Below are 18,955 nucleotides of genomic sequence, written 5' to 3'. Positions count from 1 at the left end.
GAAATTTACCCCAAGCGGCACTTTTTTTGTACCTGACCGATGTACCCTTATCAGAACCTTATGGAGGGGGGCGAATCCTTGAACCACCCCACCCCCACCGCCAACCCCAACACGATCACGCCCGCGACCAGCCACAGCAGCGACTGCAGGTACATCGGCTGACCCGCAAACTGCAGGTGATACCACCCCACCACGCCCGCGGCTGCCAACGCCAGCAGCGCGACCTTCCACCGCCAGCCGTCCCCCAGCGCGGCTTTGAACCGCCGCCTGACGCCCAGCCACAGCAGCGTGCTCGCGCCCAGCCCGACGACGCCAGGCAGCAACTTCGCTCCCAGCGGCGCGCTACCCCGACGCTCCTGCCACAGATACACCAGATGCACTTCGCCGTCTGCCCACAGGTTCAACGCCGACCAGCCCGCAATCGGCACAAGCGCAAGCGTCAGCCAGCCCAACGCGCCGTACGCCCGCTGCTGCAGCGTATACAAAGCGACCAACAGCACCCCAATCAGCGCAGTGTATTTCGCCAGTCCCGCCAGCCCGACCAGCAGCGCGCCCGCCGCCAGCCATCGCGCTCCCCGACGCTCCACACCCTCCACCCAGCACGCCAGCCCGCCCACCAGCAACGCCAGCGCAGGCACATCGCGCATCAGGTTCATCCCCGGCAGCACGGCAGGCGACAGCATCAGCCAGCCGACCGCCCACCACGCCCACTCCGCGCCCAGCCAGCGCGTCGCCAACCGATGCATGCCCCACATCAGCAGCGCAATAAACGGCGCAAACGACACATGCAACACCCACTCGCGGTAGCCTGTGAGTGCAATCCACGGCGCCAGCCAATAACTCACCAGCGGCGGGTTCGTGGTGACCTTTGCCAGCGGCTGCGGCGTCTCCAGCCAGAAAAACTCGCCCGCGAACGGACGCAACGGGTCGCGCAAAATGTTCTCCGCCACATGCAGCACAACCGTATCGTCGATATGCACAGGCTTAATCAGCGCGAATAGCCCGATGCCCGTTGCCGTGAGCGCGAGGAGGTAGCGCAGCATCACCAGCCGTACCGTTCGGGTCCCCAGTCGCGGTAGACCAACTCCTGCTTCAGCAGCACGAGTTTGCGGCTGGGGATGTCCTCGTAGACCACGATGCCCGCGCCGACGCACGAGTACGCGCCGATTTTGACGCCGGGCATGGTAATCACATTCACGCCTGTGCGCGAGAAGTCGCCGAAGTAGGTGCCGTTCGCGCCGAAGTCGGGTCGCTCGCGTCGTCCGCGCACTGTGTGCATCGTGTCGCCGTCGTCGAAGCGCAGCGTGCCGCACACAGTCGCCGCGCCGATGTCTACCCGTTGCCCCACCACGCCCATAATCTCGCAGTAGTGGAACAGGAAACTGCCGTCCAGCATCACACCGTCCATCTCCGCGCCGTGCCCGACGATGCAGCCGTTGCCGACCACCGTCGTGCCCGACAGGTGGCAGTAGTCGCGCAGGTAGCTGCGTGCGCCAATCGCCGTCGTGCCCATCAGCATCGCGCCGTTCGTCAGGTGCGACTCGCGCCCGATGAAGCAGTTGCCGCGAATCACCACGCGCTTGCCAATCACCGCGCCGTCTTCCACCACCACCTTGCCGTAGATTTCGGCGGAGTCGTCGATCTGCGCGGTCTTGCTGATGCGGTCGGTCTCCAAGCGGCTCGCCTCGTAGTCCAGCCAGCGCGCGTTCGCCTCCCACAGGTGCCACGGCTTGTCCATATCGACCAGAAAGCCCACTGGCTCCACGAAGGGGATGTCGTGCCCCTGTTCCAACAGCGTCTGCAGCGTTTGCGCCAGTTCCGCCTCCAGCGGGGGCATCCCGCCCACAGGCACGCTGGTCATGAGTCCCGGATGGGCGTTGAGCGCGTCGCGAATCTGCGGTTGGAACGCATACAGCCCGCCGAGGCGGTAGTTCGTATCCGCGCTGTGCCCTTCGATGCGGCGCAGGCGTCCGCCTTGCACAACTGCGCCGATCCAGTCGCGCGGGTCGTGTTCGGGCAGGTACGGCTGCGCCACGACCGCCCCCAGCGCACCCGATTGCTGAAACGCTTCAACAAGGCGGCGAACGGTCTCTGGCGGGGTGGCGATGTCTCCGTAGGCGACCACGAACGGCTCGTCGCCGATTAGCGGCAGCGCGCTCAGCACGGCATATGCCGTGCCCGTCGGCGGGTTCTGGCGAATAAACGCGACGGGCAACTCTAAGTCGTGCAGCGCGGCGCGCACCGACGCCTCATGCGCCCCTACAACTACAATTAGCCGCTCGACGCCTGCCTGCTGTAGCGAGTCTGCCAATCGGCGCACATTCGGGCGGTTCATCACGGGCGTCGCCGCCTTGTTGCGCACCTCGTTGTAGGGCCAAAAGCGCGCCCCCTGCCCTGCGCACAGGATGACCGCTGTTTTCATCGGCGTGTGCGTTCGACAGCCGCGCACTAATTCCTACCCTGTGCAGGCGCAGGTATACTTGCGGTATGCAACCCGTTTCGGTCGGCGCGGTCACGGTTGGCGACGGCAGGCTCTGCCTGATTGCAGGTCCCTGCGTGATTGAAAGCCTCGAATTATGTCAGCGTGTGGCGGAGGCGATGACGCGCCTATGTGACCGCTTGGGCATCCCGTACATCTTCAAGGCGTCGTTTGACAAGGCGAATCGCACGGCGCACGACTCGTTTCGGGGGTATGGGCTGGAGGCAGGGCTTGAGGTGCTGGCGCGTATTCGTCGCGAGTTCGGCGTGCCCGTCACGACCGACATTCACGAGTCGTGGCAAGCCGAGCCGACGGCGCAGGTGGTCGACTTATTGCAAATCCCCGCGTTTCTGTGCCGTCAGACTGACCTCTTGGCAGCGGCGGCGCGCACGGGCAAGCCCGTGAATGTGAAAAAGGGGCAGTTCCTCGCGCCGTGGGATGTGGGCAATATTGTGGAGAAGTTGCGGGCGTTTGGCGCATCGGGTGTGCTGATTACCGAGCGGGGCGCCAGTTTCGGCTACAACACGCTGATTGTAGACATGGCAGGCTTGCCGATAATGCGCGGGTTCGGCGCGCCTATCGTGTTCGACGCCACGCATAGCGTGCAGCGTCCAGGCGGGGCAGGCAAGCAGTCGGGGGGCAATCGGGAGGCGGTTGAGCCGCTGGCGCGGGCAGCGGTTGCCGTCGGAGTCGACGCGCTGTTTATGGAGGTACATCCCGACCCAGACCACGCGCTTTCCGACCCAGCGACGCAGTACCCCTTGGCGCAGGTGGAGCCATTACTGACGCGCCTGCTGTGCATTTGGGAAGCGGCGCGGGCGTCCTGACCCGCACAAAACCGCTACTGGCAGTAGCGAATCTGGAACGGCGCGTTCATGCCCCACGGCGCCCACGGACCGAACGGGAAGTTGTCGCCGTCGCCACAACAGGGCGGGTAGACCCAATGGCGCGCCTCGCGCCCGTCGCCCCCGCGCAAGCTCGGCTTGAGCCACTTCACATGCCCGTCCATCCACAGGATGTTCGTGCCGCCCGCATGCTGGAACCAGATTTCGTTCGTCTGCCCGCAGTCGATGTCTGTATCCGCAGTGCTGCCTGCAAGTTGACCGCCGCCGCGCCCGCGCACCTCCAGCAAGAACAGCGACTCGGTAGGCTTCTCCCACATCGCAATCGCAGGGTAGTCCAGCACATGCTCGCTCAGGGCGTAGCTCATGTGGAACTCATAGGTGCGGCGCGGCGTCATCCGCAAGCCCCACTCGGGCAGCGGGCGCGAGCGGAAATTCGGCTCCATCACAATCGGGTTGCTCGGACAGCTGAAAAAGTTGTCGCGCGTCCCTTGAATGTCGCTCGGCTTCATCTTAATGTACGGAATCAACAGGAACGGCCACCAGTCCTCCTGCCAATAGCGGTTGGGTACGGAATTGTCGCGCGGGCGCACAAAAAACTGCTCGTCGAAGTCCTGCAGGTACATCTGCTGCGCAATCCCCAGCTGTTTCAGGTTGGATGCGCACACGGTCTGGCGCGCCTTCTCGCGCGCCTGCGCAAACACAGGGAACAGAATCGCCGCCAGAATCGCGATAATCGCAATCACGACCAGAAGCTCGATAAGAGTAAATCCCTTACGCATGGCTCATCTCCTTGCATCCCCAGAGTACCTTTCAACGGTTTAAGGTTGTGTTAAGAAAACGGTTCCTTAACGCGCACTTAAACTTGCTGTAGGTAATCTCGCGTCGGAGGCACGAAATGAGAGGCTTCGCGAGCATCATTGTGGCGACAGGCATGGCGCTCGGCGCGACAGCGCAGGTGCGCATTACGGAAGCGATGATTAACCCCCCCGGCTCCCCTGACGCGGGACGCGAGTTTATCGAGATTCAGAGCTGTCAACCGAACTTCTCCCTGCAGGGCTACTGGCTGATTGGCATCGACGGCGAGTGGCTTTTCAACCCTGGCAACATCCACTGGGCGATTGACCTGAGCGCGTACAGCACGGGCAGCAACGGGCTGCTGCTCGTGCGCGACGGGGAAGCGGTACTCCAACCCCCGCCTGCAGCAGAGACGACGGTCGTGGTCATCCCGAACGCCTTCACGGCGGCGGGCATGGGCAACGACAGCTACACGGTCGCTTTGGTACGCAACTTTACGGGCGCGCCTGGCGACGACATCGACACGAACGACGACGGCGTTATCGACAATGTGCTGTGGAGCGAGGCGGTGCAAGCGTTCGGCTGGAAAGACGACGAAGAGGAGCCTGGACAGCCCGACCACATCTACCCTGAGCAGTTGAACGGCGTGGACATCCCTGCTAATCTGCGCCGCCGCGCCGACGGCAGCACCTGGGAACCCGATGTGATTATCTTCTTCCAGAACGGCTCGATTATCGCTGCAGACGCGGGACGCGCAACGGGCGCGGGCGACTTCGGTCCGTTCCTGACCAGCACAACGAACCGCGCCATTCTCGGCACGCTGCCCAGCCAGTTCAACCGCGAGGTGACTCCAGGCAACCTGAACCCTGGCGACCGCCCTGCGGTGGCAGGCGATGTGAACTGCGACCGCTGCGTGGATGACGCCGACCTGCTGCAGGTGCTGTTCAACTTCGGCGGCGACGACCCGAACTCGGATATCAACGGCGACGGCGTAGTGGACGACGCTGACCTGCTGACCGTGCTGTTCAACTTCGGCAGCGGCTGTTAGGCTTCGCGTCCTTGAGCGCGATTTTCCCCGCGCCGAAGCGTTTGGGCAGTATAGCCCTCACCCCCTGTGCCCCCTCGCCCGCCTCGCGGGCGAGGGGTTCATTCTCCCACGCGGTGGCAGAGGGCAAAACTGCCGTGCTTCACTCGCAGGACTCCCACACCGCATAGCGTACTCATAGGCTATGGACTTAATACGACCGAAGGCAATCGAGCCTGGCATGACGCTTGGGGTAGTCTCTCCTTCCAGCGCGATTGAAGCAGATGACTTGGAGAAAGGATTGACGCCATTCTATCAGCGCGGATACAAGATTGTGTTGGGCGAGTACGCACTGGCGCGACGGGGCTACCTGGCAGGCACGGACGAACAGCGCGCCCGCGACCTGATGGCGATGTTCGCACGCGAGGATGTCGACGCCGTGCTGTGTTCGCGCGGCGGCTATGGCGCAGCGCGATTGATTCCGTATTTAGACCCCGCCGTGTTCCGCAACCACCCGAAACTGCTGATTGGCTACAGTGACATCACGGTGCTGCATTTATGGCTACTGCGCCATGTGGGGCTGGTCGGCTTGTACGCGCCGATGCCGATTACGATGACGCGCCACATTCCTGACCACGCGATGGAGGTGTTCTGGCGCGCGCTGGAAGTGCCCGAACCGCTCGGCGAACTGCCCCCTTGGGACGCGCCCTATCGCACGATTGTGCCAGGCGAGGCGCAGGGACGACTCACGGGCGGTTGCCTCTGCCTCGTCGCCGACTCGATCGGCACACCTTACGAAATCGACACGCGCGATGCTATCGTCGTCCTCGAAGATGTCGACGAGCCGCCTTACCGACTGGATGCGATGTTGAACCACCTCGCGCTGGCGGGCAAGTGGGCAGTGTGTCGCGGAATCGCCTTCAGCGAGGACACGCGCTGGGAGCAGCATGTCAAGGAAGGCGAGCCGACGCTCACCCCTGACGAGGTGCTGGACGACTACTTCGGCACGCTGCCGCAACCGTCGATGGCGGGCTTCCCGTTCGGACACATCACAGACCCGCTCACGCTGCCCTACGGCGTGCTGGCAGAGTTAGATACCGAGCGCGGTAAACTCACCATTCTGGAATCGGCGACGGTACGGCGATGAAAACGCTTGACCCATAGGTAAACTATCAGTACGCTATGCGTGAGATTAGCGAGGCGCAACGACTGGTTCTGGAGTTGATGCGCCACGGCAGTTTCAACGAATTCGACGGCGATGTGGTCGCCGACGACCTGCTGGAACACGCCGACCTCTGGCTTGCTTGCTGGTGGGGCGACCACACGACGCCCTTGAGTGCCCTCGCAAGCCTCGCAACGGAAGGTGTGCCATATGCCGACACGCTCTACCTGCTGACCACGCAAGATCGTTGGGAACAGCTCACCGAGCTGGCGCAGGCATGGGAGTACGAAGAGATTTACGCAGTGTTCCAAGACTCGGATGAGGTGCTACTGATTGCCTATGATGAAGTCTATCATACCGACCCCGCAATAAAGCCTGAACTGGAGAAGGCTCTGGGGCGCACTCTGGAGGAGCTGAGCGACGACTTGGATGTCCCCGCGCTTGTGCTGCTCGAAATCTGGTGGGATTAGCGTTGCGCGATCGTTTGTAGGGCATCTGCTCAAGATTTCGAAACGGCGTTCCGATAATCCCTCACGAGCCGTTGCGGGAATGCGATTCGGAGTGTCCCGAAGAGGCTCGAAATCTCTTTCTCTGGAGGTCGATGATGCGTAAGCGAAAACCGAAACCGCCTGTTGAGGAGCGACCCGTGTCGATTAGCACGGCGAGCGCGCTGGTGAAGGTGGAGACGCACACCATCCGCTACTGGGAGCGCGAGTTCGCCGAGTTCCTGAATCCTGTGCGCACGGCAGGCGGGCAACGCCGCTACCGCCCCGAAGACATCGAGGTGCTCAAAGAGATTAAACGCCTGCTCAAAGAGGAACTCTACACCATCGCAGGCGCGAAGCGTAAACTCAAGGAGCGCTTTGCCCAGCAAGCGCCCCAATCCCCCAGCACAGGCAACAACAACGGTACAACCGCTTCGAAACACAAAAAACGCGCGACAGTCAAGCGCTAACGCTTAGCGCCCCAGAAAAGGAGGGAACCTATGCCAACTACTGTCGTGCGCCAGGAAGTGCCCCTCTTCACGGAGCGGTGGGACGCGCACCTCGACGAGGCGTTCGAATATCTCCGCGCTGAGCAGCCTGACGCCGCTTACGAGGCGTTCATGCACCACCTGCAGAGCCACCCCAACGACGAGAACGCTTACGAAGGCGCCGCTGTCGCACTGTTGCAACAAACGCGCTGGGACGAGGCGCAGCAACTCGTCGAGCGGGGACGCGCCGCATGCCCAAACTCCGCCGTCCTCGCGGCACGACAGACATGGCTGTGGGTCTATCTCACCCAAGAGTCGCAGGCGTACCCGCTGGTGGTGCAACTGCTGGAAGCGGGCTTTCGCCACCCTGACTGGCTGCGCGAGACGGTGCTGCCCCTGCGCAATGTGCTGATTTGCCACGCGAGCGACCCGCGCCTGGTCTCCAGCAACAAGCAGAAACGCCAGCACGAACGCGCGACGCTGCTCAAAGGCATCCAGACGCTGGAACACTGGCTCGAACGCTATCAGTTCCCCATCCCCGACGAGCCTGTCGGTGTGAAGATTACGCTGAGCATGATTGCTCGTAACGAGGCAGAGTACCTCGAAGAGTGCCTGCAGAGCGTGCAGGGCGTGGTGGACGAGATCGTGCTGGTGGACACAGGCTCGACGGACGCGACCCCGCAGATTGCCGAAAAGTACGGCGCGAAGGTGATCCACGCCGAGTGGCAGAACGACTTCGCTGCCGCGCGCAACATTGCCCTGCAGCACGCCACAGGCGACTGGATCTTAGTGCTGGACGCCGACGAGCGGCTGACCCCCGAATCGAAGCAGGCGATACTCAACGCCGCACGCCACCCGCAGTTCGTCGGCTATTACCTGGAGATTCTGAACGAAATTCGCGAAGGCGACTACTTCGTGCATCGTCTGGTGCGCCTGTTCCGCCGTATGCCCTACGCCCGCTGGGAAGGCGCGATTCACGAGCAGATTATCCCCAGCCTTGTGTCGCACAAGGGACGAATCGCCACTGTCGCCGCGCAGGTGCGCCATCTGGGCTACAGCAAAGAGGTCATGCGTAGCCGCGACAAGGCGCAGCGCAACATCGAGATTATCCTGCGCGAGTTGGAGCAAGACCCCGACGACCTGTTCCACAAGTTCAACCTCGCGAACACCTACTTCGCACTCGGCGATTATGAGCAAGCGGCATACTGGGCGGAGCAGACCTGCCCGTATCTACGCGGCGACGAGGACTACGCAGGGCAGATTTGGGCAAACTGGGTCGAGTCGCTGACGCATCTGGAGCGGTACGAGTCGGCGTTGCAGGTCGGCGCGGACGCCCTCGCGCGGGGAATTGACCACCCGATGGTGCATTACACCCTGGCCATGGTCTATGCACGAATGGGTTGCGCCCAGAAGTCGCTGGAGGCGTTAGAAGCCGCACGCGAAAGCGCGATTCGCATCGGGTTGCTCGCGCCCGACGGCGAGACACTTCTATCGGGCAGCGGCTATGTTGGCGATTTCGGCGTGGTCACCTACAAGTGGCGGTTCGCCTACGCGCGCGCCCTGCGCGAACTCGGACGCCCCGATGAGGCGTGCCTGCTCTACGAACGCCTCGTGCAGGAGCGACCGAACGACCCAATTGTGCTACTCGACTACGGGCAGACGCTGCTGCAGGTGGGCGCGCGCGAGCAGGCGGAAACGATTTTCCAACAACTGGCGACGCACGCAGATTACGAAACTGTAGCCCTTCAGCTCCTGGCAAAAACTTGGTGGGAAGCGGACGACCATCGGCGCGCGCTGCCCTATGTGCGCGCTGTTGCCTATGCGCTGCCTGACCAGCAGGAGTGGCTGGAACGCTGGCTGTATGCGGCGCACGAGGCAGGCGACGCGCGCAGCTTCGCCGAAGCGTGCGAGGTCTACGCGACGCGCGGCTACGCCCCCGACGCCGCGATGCACATCAACTGGGGGCGCGCCCTGTGGCAACTCAAGGATTACGAGAACGCCTTGGCACACTTCGCCGCCGCCATCGAGCTAAACCCCACCGACGCGAACGCCTTCCTCAACGCGGGCGACGCCCTCTACCAGCTCGGCGCGTACAACGAGGCTGCCGACGCCTACTCCGCGGGCATCGAACGCGACCCCTACAACGCGCAAGCGTGGTTCACGCTCGGCAACTGCTACTTCCGCATGGGGGTTTACGACGCCGCCAAAATCGCCTACGAGCAGGCGCTGCAGTTAGACCCCAAGCACGCGCAGGCGCAGCACAATTTGGAGCTGACCCGCGAGCGCATTCGATTCACAGCGGCGTAGCCTAAAACCCACTGCTCTCGAACGCCGCCTTGATGTTCGGACGGTTCAGCACAATGAGGACGGCGACGGGAAACGCTATCTGGAACGGGACACTGATGAGCGAAGGCAGTTGGTCGCATATCTCCCTTACCTCCTGAAGTAGAACATTCATTCAAGCCCATCGGGTAAATTCCTGCTATGATGGTTGCGGAATTCAAGGAGATGCCGATTCTCGCACGCTACCCTGCGAATCGGGTGCGGGCGATTGCGATGCCCGTTGGTGGGATAGGCGCGGGCTGCCTGGCGTTGGCGGGGGACGGCGCGCTGGTGGACTGGCAGTTGATGAGCCGTCCGCATCGGGGCTGGCGTCCGCCGTGGGCGCACATGCTGCTGCGCGTGCACCCGCAAGGCGATAAGGCGCGCCTGCGCGTGCTGGAGGGCATCACGCGCCTGCAACTGGACGCCGACCACGGCGCGCCGCAGACACTGGCAGGGCTGCCCCACATGCGCCCGCTGGGTTTCGAGGCAGCCTATCCCTTCGGGCGCGCCCTGCTGCGCGACCCCGAACTGCCACTGCAGTGCGCGATTGAGGCGTTCAACCCGCTCATCCCCGAAGCGACCGACGATTCGAGCCTGCCGTTCGCACTGCTGACCGTCGCGTTGCGCAATCGCGCCAGTACGCCGCTGGAGGCGAGCGTCGTGTTCGTGCTAAGCAACTTCATCGGCGACGACGGTATCGTGCGCGACCAGAAGGGCAATATCACGGAGTTCGCGCGGGCGCACGGCTGGCGCGGGCTGCTGTTCCGCAAGGCGACCGAGCAGCGTTCGCCGCGCTGGGGCACGGTCGCGCTGCTGACCGACGCCGAGAACGCCGTCGCCGCGCGCCGCTGGGCATTCCGACGCTGGGACTTGCCCACCACGCTGATGCCGTTGACCGACTGGCTGCTGGAGAACCCGACCGTCCCCGACGCTGCGCCGCGCCAGCCCTGCCCGCCCAGCGACGAACGCGGCTGGGAATCGTCGATCTCCGTACCGCTGACGCTTGCGCCCAACCAGACCGTGCGCGTGCGCTTCCTGCTGTGCTGGCACTTCCCGTACCGCAACATGCGCGAGGTGGGCTGGTGGCACGGCGAGAGCGACCCCATCGTGCGCAACCACTACGCGCTGCGCTTCGAGGACGCGCGGCGCGTGGCGGAGTATGTCATCCCGCGCCTGCCCGACCTGTGGGAGCGCACTGCCCGCTTCGTGGAGGGCATCGTTGCCCGCCATCCCGCGCCGATTGCCGAATCCGCGCTGAACTGCTTGGCGGTGCTGCGCAGCCCGACCGTCTTCCGACTGGAGGACGGTACTTTCTGCGGCTTCGAGGGCTGCAACGCCGACACAGGGTGCTGCTTCGGCTCCTGCACGCATGTGTGGAACTACGAGCAGGCGACGCTGTCGCTGTTTCCCGACCTGCACCGTTCGATGCTGGAGGCACACCTGCGTTACGGGACGATGGACGACGGCGCGCATCGGTTTCGGCTGGACTTGCCGCTGGGCGCGAACGCCTACGCGCTTGCCGCCGCCGACGGGCAGATGGGGCTAATCGTGCGCAGCTACATGCAGTATCGGCGCACAGGCGACCGCGCGTGGCTGGAACGCTGGTACCCCACGCTCAAAAAACTGCTCGCCTTCGCGTGGCAACCTGGCAGCTGGGACGCCGACCAAGACGGCGTCATGGAAGGCGCGCAGCACAACACCTACGATGTGGAGTTTTTCGGACCGAATCCCGTGTGCGGGACATGGTATCTGGCGGCGCTCAGGGCGATGGAAGAGGCGGCGCGCCTGCTCGGCGACATAGAGTTCGCCCAGAAGTGTCGCACGCTGTTCGAAAGCGGCAGCCGCTGGATGGACGCGAACCTGTTCAACGGCGCGTTTTATGTGCAGCAAATCCGCCCTGTGCCCGACAACCCGCACCCGATGACCACCCCGCGCAAGGGCGACTATCCCCACTACCGCGACAGCCAACTCGGCGAGGCGTGCAGTATCGACCAGCTGATTGGGCAATACAAGGCGAACCGCGCGGGGCTGGGCGACCTGCTGCAACGGGAGCATATCCGCACGGCGTTGCGCGCGGTGCTGCGCCACAACTTCCAGCGCACGCTGAACCAGCACTACAACTACGGGCGCACCTACGCGACAGGCGACGAGCGCGGCGTGATCACGGGAACCTACCCGCGCGGCGGCAAGCCCAGCCTGCCGTTCCCGTACCAGTCCGAGTGCTGGACGGGGCTGGAGTACGCCTTCGCGCGCCTGCTGCTGGACTACGGTTTTAGGCGCGAGGCGGTGCAGGTGGTGCAAGCCGTCCGCGCCCGACACGACGGCGCGAAACGCAACCCGTTCAACGAACCCGAATGCGGCAGCTACTACGCCCGCAGTATGTCGGCGTGGTCGCTGGTGGAGGGCGAATGAGGTATAGTAATACGCCGTGGGGGAACCCATAACTGACTATTCGGAGGGTACTATGCTGAAACAACGACGGTTCATTACGCTGTGGTTGCTGCTGTTTGCCGTGTCGCTGGGCGCGTTTGCGCAAGAGAAAGTGCTGCTGCAAAACAAAGCGCAGGCTGGGCAGACGATGCGCTACCGCCTGTCGGGAACGATTAGCATTGAGGCGGCAGGCAGAACCTTCAACTTGGAACTCACCTCCGTGGTGGCGCAGAAAGTCCTCGAAGTCTCTCCCGAGGGCAACATCACGCTGGAGCAGTCCACCGAGTCATATGAGATAAGCTTTGGCGGGCAAAAGATGCCCGCGCCTGACGAAGTGCTGGGCGCGAAGATTACCACAGTCATCAAGCCCAACGGCGAGGTGATTCGCCGCGAAAGCACCCGCGAAGAAGACGAGACCGACCCCGAGCAGCGTCATCTGGGGCAGACGCTGGCGGTCGTCTTTAGCGAGAAGCCCGTTGGTGTCGGCGACAAGTGGAGCTACACCTTCAAGGACGACTCCAAGCTGGGCACCGCGCCTGCCACAATCGAATACACCCTGCGCGGGTTCGAGACCTACAAGGGCATCCGTGTTGCCCGAATCGCCAGCGTCTACACTGCAGGCGGCGGCAGCAAGACCTCCGCTGAGAGCGAGCTGCTCGTCGAGGTGCGCACGGGCGACACAGTGTACGCTACGACCAAAATCACAGGCTTGAGCTGGGGCGCAGGCGAGGTCTCCGCCGCAGCATCGGCACAACTGGAATACGAGCGCATCTCAGGCTCACCCCTACCTGAAGGCGTGAACGGCGCGCAGCCCACACCCCAGCCCAAACAAGACGCCCAACCACAAGTAAGCGAGCAGAAAGCGGATGAGAAGAAACCCGACGAGCAGAAGCCCGCCGAAGGCGAGAAAAAAGAGGACGCCAAAAAGAAAGAGAAGACCATCGAAGAGGTAACCAAAGACTTCGAGAAGCTGGAGGGGCTGTTCACGCTCTACCGCAAGAAGGAGGCGGGCAAGGACACGATTTACATGGAAATCCGCCGCGAGCAGCTGGAGACGCTCTACTTCCTGCAGGCGACGGTGAGCGAGGGGCTGCCGACCTTTTTCCTCGCCGCAGGCACGCCCATCAATGACATCCTCTTCAAGTGGGTGCAGCGCGACGAGCAAATCCTGATGGTCGTGCCGAATTTCCGCTTCCGAGCGAACCCAAACACGCCGATTGCCCGCTCGGTGCAACGCTCCTTCGCCGACGCTTACCTCGAAGCGTTCAAAATCGAAGCCAAATCGGACGAGGGCAAGCGGCTACTCATCGATGTCTCTAACCTGTTTCGCTCCGACCTGATTCAGATTCAGCAGATCGTTAACCTTGCGACAGGCGGGAGCTACAGCATCGACCGCGAGAAGACCGTCTACAATCAGGTCAAGGCGTTCCCGAACAATATCTTTATTCAGACGGCGTACCACTTCGCTGGGGGTCCGCAGCGCGGCGGCGGGCTGGCAGGCATTCTGGGCGGACTGGCAGGCGGGGCGAACCTTGCCGACCCACGCAGCGTGCCCATCACGGTCAACTACAACCTGTGGGAGCTGCCCGTCAACAACGGCTATGTGCCTCGCTTCTACGACCCGCGCGTTGGCTACTTCACGACCCAGTACGACGACTTCACCCGCGAGCAGGAGAACCAGACCCGCCGCTACATCCTGCGCTGGCACCTCGAGAAAGCCGACCCGAACGCCGAACTCTCGCCCCCGAAAGAGCCGATTGTGTTCTGGCTCGACAACGCCATCCCGCACGAGTACCGCGACGCCGTGCGCGAGGGGCTGCTGGAGTGGAACAAGGCATTCGAGAAAATCGGCATCAAGGACGCGATTGTGGTCAAGCAGATGCCCGACGATGCCGATTGGGACCACGCCGATATGCGCTACAATGTGATTCGCTGGGTGACCTCGCCGAGCAACGGCTACGCCGTCGCCCTGTTCCGCGCCAACCCGCTCACGGGGCAGATTCTGAACGCCAGCATCACCATCGACGGCAATATGGCACGGTTCACGCGCGTGCAGTTCCTGCGCCAGATTGACCCGCTGGCGGCGTTCAAGGAAGCCGAGCAACGCGCGTGCTGCGACCACCACGACCACAACTCGCCGCACGCCTGCACCTTCGTGCAGGACACCCTCCCGCGCGCGTGGCAGGGCTTCGTGATGATGGAGCTGCTGGCAAGCAAGCGCGGCGCGACCAAAATCACCGAGCAGGAGTTCGTCAAAAGCTATATCCGCTCGGTCACCATGCACGAGATGGGGCACATTCTGGGGCTGCGCCACAACTTCGCCGCCAGCCGCCTGCACACGCTGGACGACCTCAAGGACGGCGAACGGGTGCGCCAGCGCGGCACGGTCGCCAGCGTGATGGAGTACGACCCGTTCAACCAGATGGCGCTGCACGCCCCCAACACCTACTATTGGAACCCCACGATTGGACCCTACGACTACTGGGCGATTGAGTACGGGTATCGCATCTTCCCCGACGCCCGCACGCCCGAAGCGGAGCGACCTTACCTGATGCAAATCGCCCAGCGCAACACGGAGCCAGAACTCGCCTATGAAACCGACGACTACGCCGACCGATTCGACCCGTATGTGACGCGCTGGGACTTAGGGCGCGACCCGCTGGATTACTGGGAGCTGGTGATTAAGGACACGCACGAGCTGCTGGAGGTGCTGCCGTCGCGCGTGCCTGGTCCTGGCGAGAGCTACTATGACTTCACGCGCTACTTCTTCGGCACGCTGGCGAGTTTTAGCCGCGCGGCGACGCAGCTGTCGCGGTTTGTTGGCGGGCTGCAGATTCGGCGCAACTTCGCCAGCGACCCGAACGCGCAGCCGCCGCTGGAGCCGCTCAGCGCGGACAAGCAGCGTCGCGCCCTGCAACTGTTGGCGACCTACATCTTCTCCGAGAGCGCGTTCAACATTCCGAAGGGGCTCTACCTGCGGCTGGCGCCGAATCCCTACGGTGGGGGCAGCTCCATTCCCCCCGATGCGCCCGTGCGCGACTTTTTGAGCAACATCCAGCGGCTGACGCTGGCGCGCCTGATGGCGCCCGATACCTTGCGCCGCATCGTCAACAACGAGTTCAAGGCGGTCGACGAGCGCAACGCGCTGACCCTGGCGGAGCTGTTCGACACGCTGCAGGGCGTCATCTGGTCGGAGGCGCAATCGGCGCGCGCGGTTCCCGCGCTGCGACGGCTGCTGCAACGCGCCCACCTACAGACGCTGGTGGATATGATCACCAAAAACACAGGCGCGCCCGACGATGCGCGGATGCTCGCCCGCTACCACCTGCGCCAACTGCGCGAGCAACTGGGCAAGCAGCTCCCCCGCGTGAAAGATACTTACACCCGCGCCCACTACAGCGAAGCCATCGAGACCATCGACAAGGCGCTGAACGCGCAATACATGCTGGGCATGCCCGAAATCCGCGTGCCGTCGCTGGCGGAACTGCTCGGTATCGGCGCGGAGAAGTAGGGGACGCCCTGAAAAACCCGTAATTCAGGGGCGCACCGCCGTGCGCCCCTACTGTTCAGAACCCTTCCAGCGCGAGGCTCGATTCGGGCAGCACCTGCCCGCCGTCCACAATCAGCGTCTGCCCCGTGATGTAGGACGCCTCGTCGGAGGCGAAAAAGAGCGCGGCATAAGCGACATCTTCGGGCGTGCCCAACCGCTTGAACGGGATCACCGCCTCCATCTTGCGCCGATACTCCTCGCCAATCTCGCCCAGCCCCTCCGTCTCGATGTTGCCTGGCAGAATCGCGTTCACCGTAATCCCGTACCTCGCCAACTCGATTGCGGCGGAGCGCATAAAGCCCAGCATGCCTGCTTTTGTCGCCCCATAGTGCGCCCAGCCAGGGAAGCCCGTGACGGGACCTGTTATCGAGGAGGTCAACACAACTCGCCCATACGGGGATTGCTTGAGCATCGGCAGGAACGCCTTGACGGTCAGGAACATTCCCCTCAGATTCACGGCGTGTACCATATCCCAGTCGGCTTCGGTCATCGTCTCCAGAAACGCTTGGGGGTAGATGCCCGCGTTGCAGCAGAGGATGTCGGTTCTGCTGTAGGCTTTTTGCACTTCGGCGGCGGCGTGGGTCAGGGTGGTCGGGTCGCTCACATCGGCGAACAGTGGAAGGGCGTCGCCTCCCTGCTGCTGAATCGCTTGGGCGGTGCGTGCCGCAGCTTCAGTGTCCACATCCAGCAGGGCGACTTTTGCGCCGCGCTGCGCGAACTGCTGCGCCATCGCGCGTCCGATGCCCTTCGCCGCGCCCGTAATCACCGCCACACGCCCAGAAAAGTTGTTCATCGCCTCCCTCCGCACGGAATTGTACCTGACGCGCGGTTCAGCACCCGCTGCCGAAGGCGAACAGCACCTCCAGCAGATCAGCGTCGTCCACAATCCCGTCGCAGTTCACATCGGCGGCGTCCCCCGTCGCGCCGAAGGCGAACAGCACCTGCAAGAGGTCGGCGTCGTCCACGCAGCCGTTGCCGTCGGCGTCGCCGCCAGCAGGCGTGCAGGCGCGCCGAGCTGCCCACCGCACAGCGTTCGTGAGCAACTGCCGAAAGAGCGCGTTCTGCGCCATAGGGTCGAGCGCATAGGCGGGGGCAACCGAGAGGCTGATGACTCGCCCCTCTTGGTATGCCCACCCAATCACCCCGCCTGCGCCTGGTAGATAATCGCTTACATAGTAGACCGTCGCGCCCAGTCTGGGTCTCAAGTGCGCCTCGTGCCCCTCGCCCAGCACCAGCCCTGCGGTCAGCCCGTGATTAAGGATAGGGTCGCTCACCTGCTGCTGGTACTGGATACGCATGCGATAGGTATGGCGCTGATAGGTCGCGGGGAACAGTTCCCGCAGGATAAGGAATCTGTTCATACGACTTACTGCCCAGAGCGTCCATTCCAGCGTTACCAGCCCGTGCCCGCTGCCGACCCACTCCAGCAACGCCTGCTGCCCGTCGAGGGGCATGTCATCGTTGTTGCCCGTGCCTGCCAGCACGACGACCTGGTAGCCGCTCAGGTTCTGGCTACCGTCGAAGGCTTGGTAGGGCGCGCCCAGCGTGACCTGCAGTCCGTGCGCCTGCAGCGCGTTATAGAGCGCGGCGTCCCGTTCAGGCACGCCCGTGCCGAACAGGTAGACCCGCTGCGCCGCGCAAGTCAAAAAGCCAACCATCAGCGCAAGGCACAAGGTCGCCGTTTTCATCTCTTCTCTCCGACTCACCGCAGCAGCGCGTCTTTGAACGCCGCGATGCGCTGGGCGATTTGCTCGCCGTCTTTGCAGTCGCGCGCCGCCTCTGCGACGCTGTCCAGCAACGCGCTGTACGCCTGCCGCCACTGCTGGTAAAGCGTGTTCAGCCGCTCTTGCGCATGCGGAGGCAGGTCAGGGTAAATCGGGCGCGGCTGAAGGCGCAATAACTCCTGCTGCAGGGGCGCGAGTTCATCCTCCATCGCCTGCTTGGCGTGCTGGTAGTTCGCTTCGGCGGCGCGGGCGCTTGCTATCGCCGTAAACGCTGCACGCAGCCGTTCCTGCGGATCCGTGCTGGCAGGGGAGGCGAGTATTCTCGACGGGGCGCTGTCGCCGTTGGTGGAGACCTCAGTAGCAGCTTGCGCGGCTGGCGGGGGTGCAACAGTCGGCTCGTGGCGCGTCGGCGGCTCGGAGCGTTCGTGTCCCTCGCGTGCCTGCTCCCGCCGCGCCGCGTTCACCGCCGCACGCACCGCGTTCGAAACAATCTCTTGACGCCCGTGGAAGTAGCCTCCCGACAGTGCAAGCCCTGCCAAGGGCAGCATCAGCACCAACGCGAGCAACGCCAACATTAGCACAGGCGTATTCCACACGCTCGGCGCGAAGTAAAGCCCACTCAGCAGTACGAGGATTGGCAAGAGCAGCACCGCGAGGATGGCTGCGCCCGCCAGCCAGGCGACCCGCCGCGCCTGCCCCGCGCCCCAGTTGAAAAGGTAGTAAAGCTCGCTCAGCGCACGGCTGGCGTTCCAAAGCGCACGATACCAGACCAACATCGACAGCGCGCCCGCAACCGAGGCAATCCAAAACAGTGGGTTCTGCCAATCGTTAAGCGATAGCCCAAACGCTGCCAGCAGTAGTTGCCCCAACAGTAGCCCGACAGCGATTGGCGCAAGCCACTGCACCCAGAGGAGCGCCGTACGCGGTTGCGCAGTGGGCAGCCGTGCTGCGTGCGCCGCCTCCTCCGCGCTGAGCGGCTCCACAGGCGGTTGAGCAGGCGACCAAGCGGAAGGGGGCGCGGCAGACCCAGAAGGCGTTTCCACCCGTGCGGGCAGCGAGGGCGCGCCTTGCAGGGCAGGGACGCGCGTTGCATGCTGGGGCGCGGGCGCATTTGTCTGGGTCGCTCCCTGTGCGTCCCATCCGTCTCCTTCAGAAGGCTCTAACCCGATTCCCAAGAACGCGCCGCCGCGCAGATTGATGCCCGCCTCGCCCGCGCGCAGATACGCCTCCACGCGCGCCTGCTCCAGTTCCGTGCGCAGCGAAGCCAGCACAGGACGCCATCGTTCGCGCACCTCGCGTACCTGCGCCTCGACCGCCTGCCGCTGGGCAGCTACCTCGCGGTTGTACGCCTCGTCTGCAACGCGCTGGGAAGCGTACACGGCTCGCTCTTCCGCGCGCGCGGCAACATAGTGCTGGTACGCCGTTCGCGCCGCCTCGTAATGCACGCGCATCAGCTCCGCTTTGGGCTGATTGACCTGCCGCAGTACCTCGTAAAGCTCCCGCCACTCGCTCTCGTCGAAGGGCACATCCCGAAAGAGCGGCTCCCGCAACGACGCGCCTGACGCGCTCCCCTGAACCACGGCGTTATTCGGCACTGTTATCACACCCGTACCGAGAGAATTGTACCCCCAAATTAGGACTAAAGTCC

15 protein-coding genes are annotated in these 18,955 nt (G+C 63.6%); 8 read left to right on the top strand and 7 right to left on the bottom strand.

The genetic code is table 11. The features are described 5' to 3' along the window. Positions 1 to 50: 50 nt before the first annotated feature. Positions 51 to 1,043 (bottom strand): ArnT family glycosyltransferase, encoded by a 993-nt coding sequence (locus NW848_RS06265; RefSeq protein ID WP_414510837.1) that lies wholly within the window; start codon positions 1,041 to 1,043, stop codon positions 51 to 53. Beyond that, positions 1,043 to 2,422 carry an NTP transferase domain-containing protein gene (locus NW848_RS06260; RefSeq protein ID WP_414510836.1) on the bottom strand — a complete coding sequence of 460 codons (1,380 nt, stop codon included), beginning with the start codon at positions 2,420 to 2,422 and terminating at the stop codon, positions 1,043 to 1,045. The genes NW848_RS06265 and NW848_RS06260 overlap by 1 nt, the downstream gene beginning before the upstream one ends. 65 nt (positions 2,423 to 2,487) lie before the next feature. On the opposite strand from NW848_RS06260, the gene kdsA reads away from it, so the two are divergent. Next, positions 2,488 to 3,306 carry a 3-deoxy-8-phosphooctulonate synthase gene (gene kdsA, locus NW848_RS06255; RefSeq protein ID WP_414510835.1) on the top strand — a complete coding sequence of 273 codons (819 nt, stop codon included), beginning with the start codon at positions 2,488 to 2,490 and terminating at the stop codon, positions 3,304 to 3,306. A gap of 14 nt (positions 3,307 to 3,320) precedes the next feature. Here the strand turns inward: kdsA and NW848_RS06250 are convergent, their stop codons facing one another. Then, positions 3,321 to 4,103 (bottom strand): prepilin-type N-terminal cleavage/methylation domain-containing protein, encoded by a 783-nt coding sequence (locus NW848_RS06250; protein WP_414510834.1) that lies wholly within the window; start codon positions 4,101 to 4,103, stop codon positions 3,321 to 3,323. A gap of 116 nt (positions 4,104 to 4,219) precedes the next feature. Here NW848_RS06250 and NW848_RS06245 point away from each other — a divergent pair, with 116 nt between their 5' ends. The 5 genes from NW848_RS06245 (at position 4,220) to NW848_RS06225 (ending at position 9,585) form a co-directional block, all read left to right on the top strand. Continuing rightward, a complete protein-coding gene (locus NW848_RS06245; protein WP_414510833.1) occupies positions 4,220 to 5,167 on the top strand; it encodes a hypothetical protein in 948 nt (315 codons plus the stop codon). Positions 5,168 to 5,348: 181 nt separating this feature from the next. Continuing rightward, positions 5,349 to 6,290 carry a S66 peptidase family protein gene (locus tag NW848_RS06240; RefSeq protein WP_414510832.1) on the top strand — a complete coding sequence of 314 codons (942 nt, stop codon included), beginning with the start codon at positions 5,349 to 5,351 and terminating at the stop codon, positions 6,288 to 6,290. A 35-nt stretch (positions 6,291 to 6,325) separates the two neighbouring features. Further along, positions 6,326 to 6,775 (top strand): hypothetical protein, encoded by a 450-nt coding sequence (locus NW848_RS06235; RefSeq protein ID WP_414509101.1) that lies wholly within the window; start codon positions 6,326 to 6,328, stop codon positions 6,773 to 6,775. A gap of 131 nt (positions 6,776 to 6,906) precedes the next feature. After that, positions 6,907 to 7,260 (top strand): MerR family transcriptional regulator, encoded by a 354-nt coding sequence (locus NW848_RS06230; RefSeq protein WP_414510831.1) that lies wholly within the window; start codon positions 6,907 to 6,909, stop codon positions 7,258 to 7,260. Positions 7,261 to 7,290: 30 nt separating this feature from the next. Further along, positions 7,291 to 9,585, top strand: a complete 2,295-nt coding sequence (locus NW848_RS06225; protein ID WP_414510830.1) for a tetratricopeptide repeat protein — start codon at positions 7,291 to 7,293, stop codon at positions 9,583 to 9,585. Position 9,586: 1 nt separating this feature from the next. Here the strand turns inward: NW848_RS06225 and NW848_RS06220 are convergent, their stop codons facing one another. Then, complete coding sequence (locus NW848_RS06220; protein WP_414510829.1) at positions 9,587 to 9,736, bottom strand: hypothetical protein; 150 nt, start codon at positions 9,734 to 9,736, stop codon at positions 9,587 to 9,589. Between the two features lie 26 nt (positions 9,737 to 9,762). Between NW848_RS06220 and NW848_RS06215 the strand changes: the two genes are divergently transcribed. Both NW848_RS06215 and NW848_RS06210 read left to right on the top strand, forming a co-directional pair. Further along, positions 9,763 to 12,015, top strand: a complete 2,253-nt coding sequence (locus NW848_RS06215) for a GH116 family glycosyl-hydrolase (RefSeq protein ID WP_414510828.1) — start codon at positions 9,763 to 9,765, stop codon at positions 12,013 to 12,015. A gap of 52 nt (positions 12,016 to 12,067) precedes the next feature. Next, positions 12,068 to 15,544: a zinc-dependent metalloprotease gene (locus tag NW848_RS06210; RefSeq protein ID WP_414510827.1), complete on the top strand. Its 3,477-nt coding sequence runs from the start codon at positions 12,068 to 12,070 to the stop codon at positions 15,542 to 15,544. Positions 15,545 to 15,599: 55 nt separating this feature from the next. Here NW848_RS06210 and fabG read toward each other — a convergent pair whose 3' ends face one another. Genes fabG through NW848_RS06195 form a run of 3 tightly spaced genes read right to left on the bottom strand, consistent with a single transcriptional unit; the run spans position 15,600 to position 18,911 of the window. Then, entirely contained in the window at positions 15,600 to 16,376 is a 777-nt protein-coding gene (fabG, locus tag NW848_RS06205) for a 3-oxoacyl-ACP reductase FabG (protein WP_414510826.1), read from the bottom strand. Between the two features lie 37 nt (positions 16,377 to 16,413). Continuing rightward, positions 16,414 to 17,271: a hypothetical protein gene (locus NW848_RS06200; RefSeq protein ID WP_414510825.1), complete on the bottom strand. Its 858-nt coding sequence runs from the start codon at positions 17,269 to 17,271 to the stop codon at positions 16,414 to 16,416. A 14-nt stretch (positions 17,272 to 17,285) separates the two neighbouring features. After that, complete coding sequence (locus tag NW848_RS06195; protein ID WP_414510824.1) at positions 17,286 to 18,911, bottom strand: hypothetical protein; 1,626 nt, start codon at positions 18,909 to 18,911, stop codon at positions 17,286 to 17,288. Positions 18,912 to 18,955: the final 44 nt, after the last annotated feature.

The organism is Synechococcus sp. RC10A2, from assembly GCF_047502605.1.
Note: the sequence above shows the minus strand (reverse complement) of the source record. Positions and strands in the feature narration are given on the sequence as shown.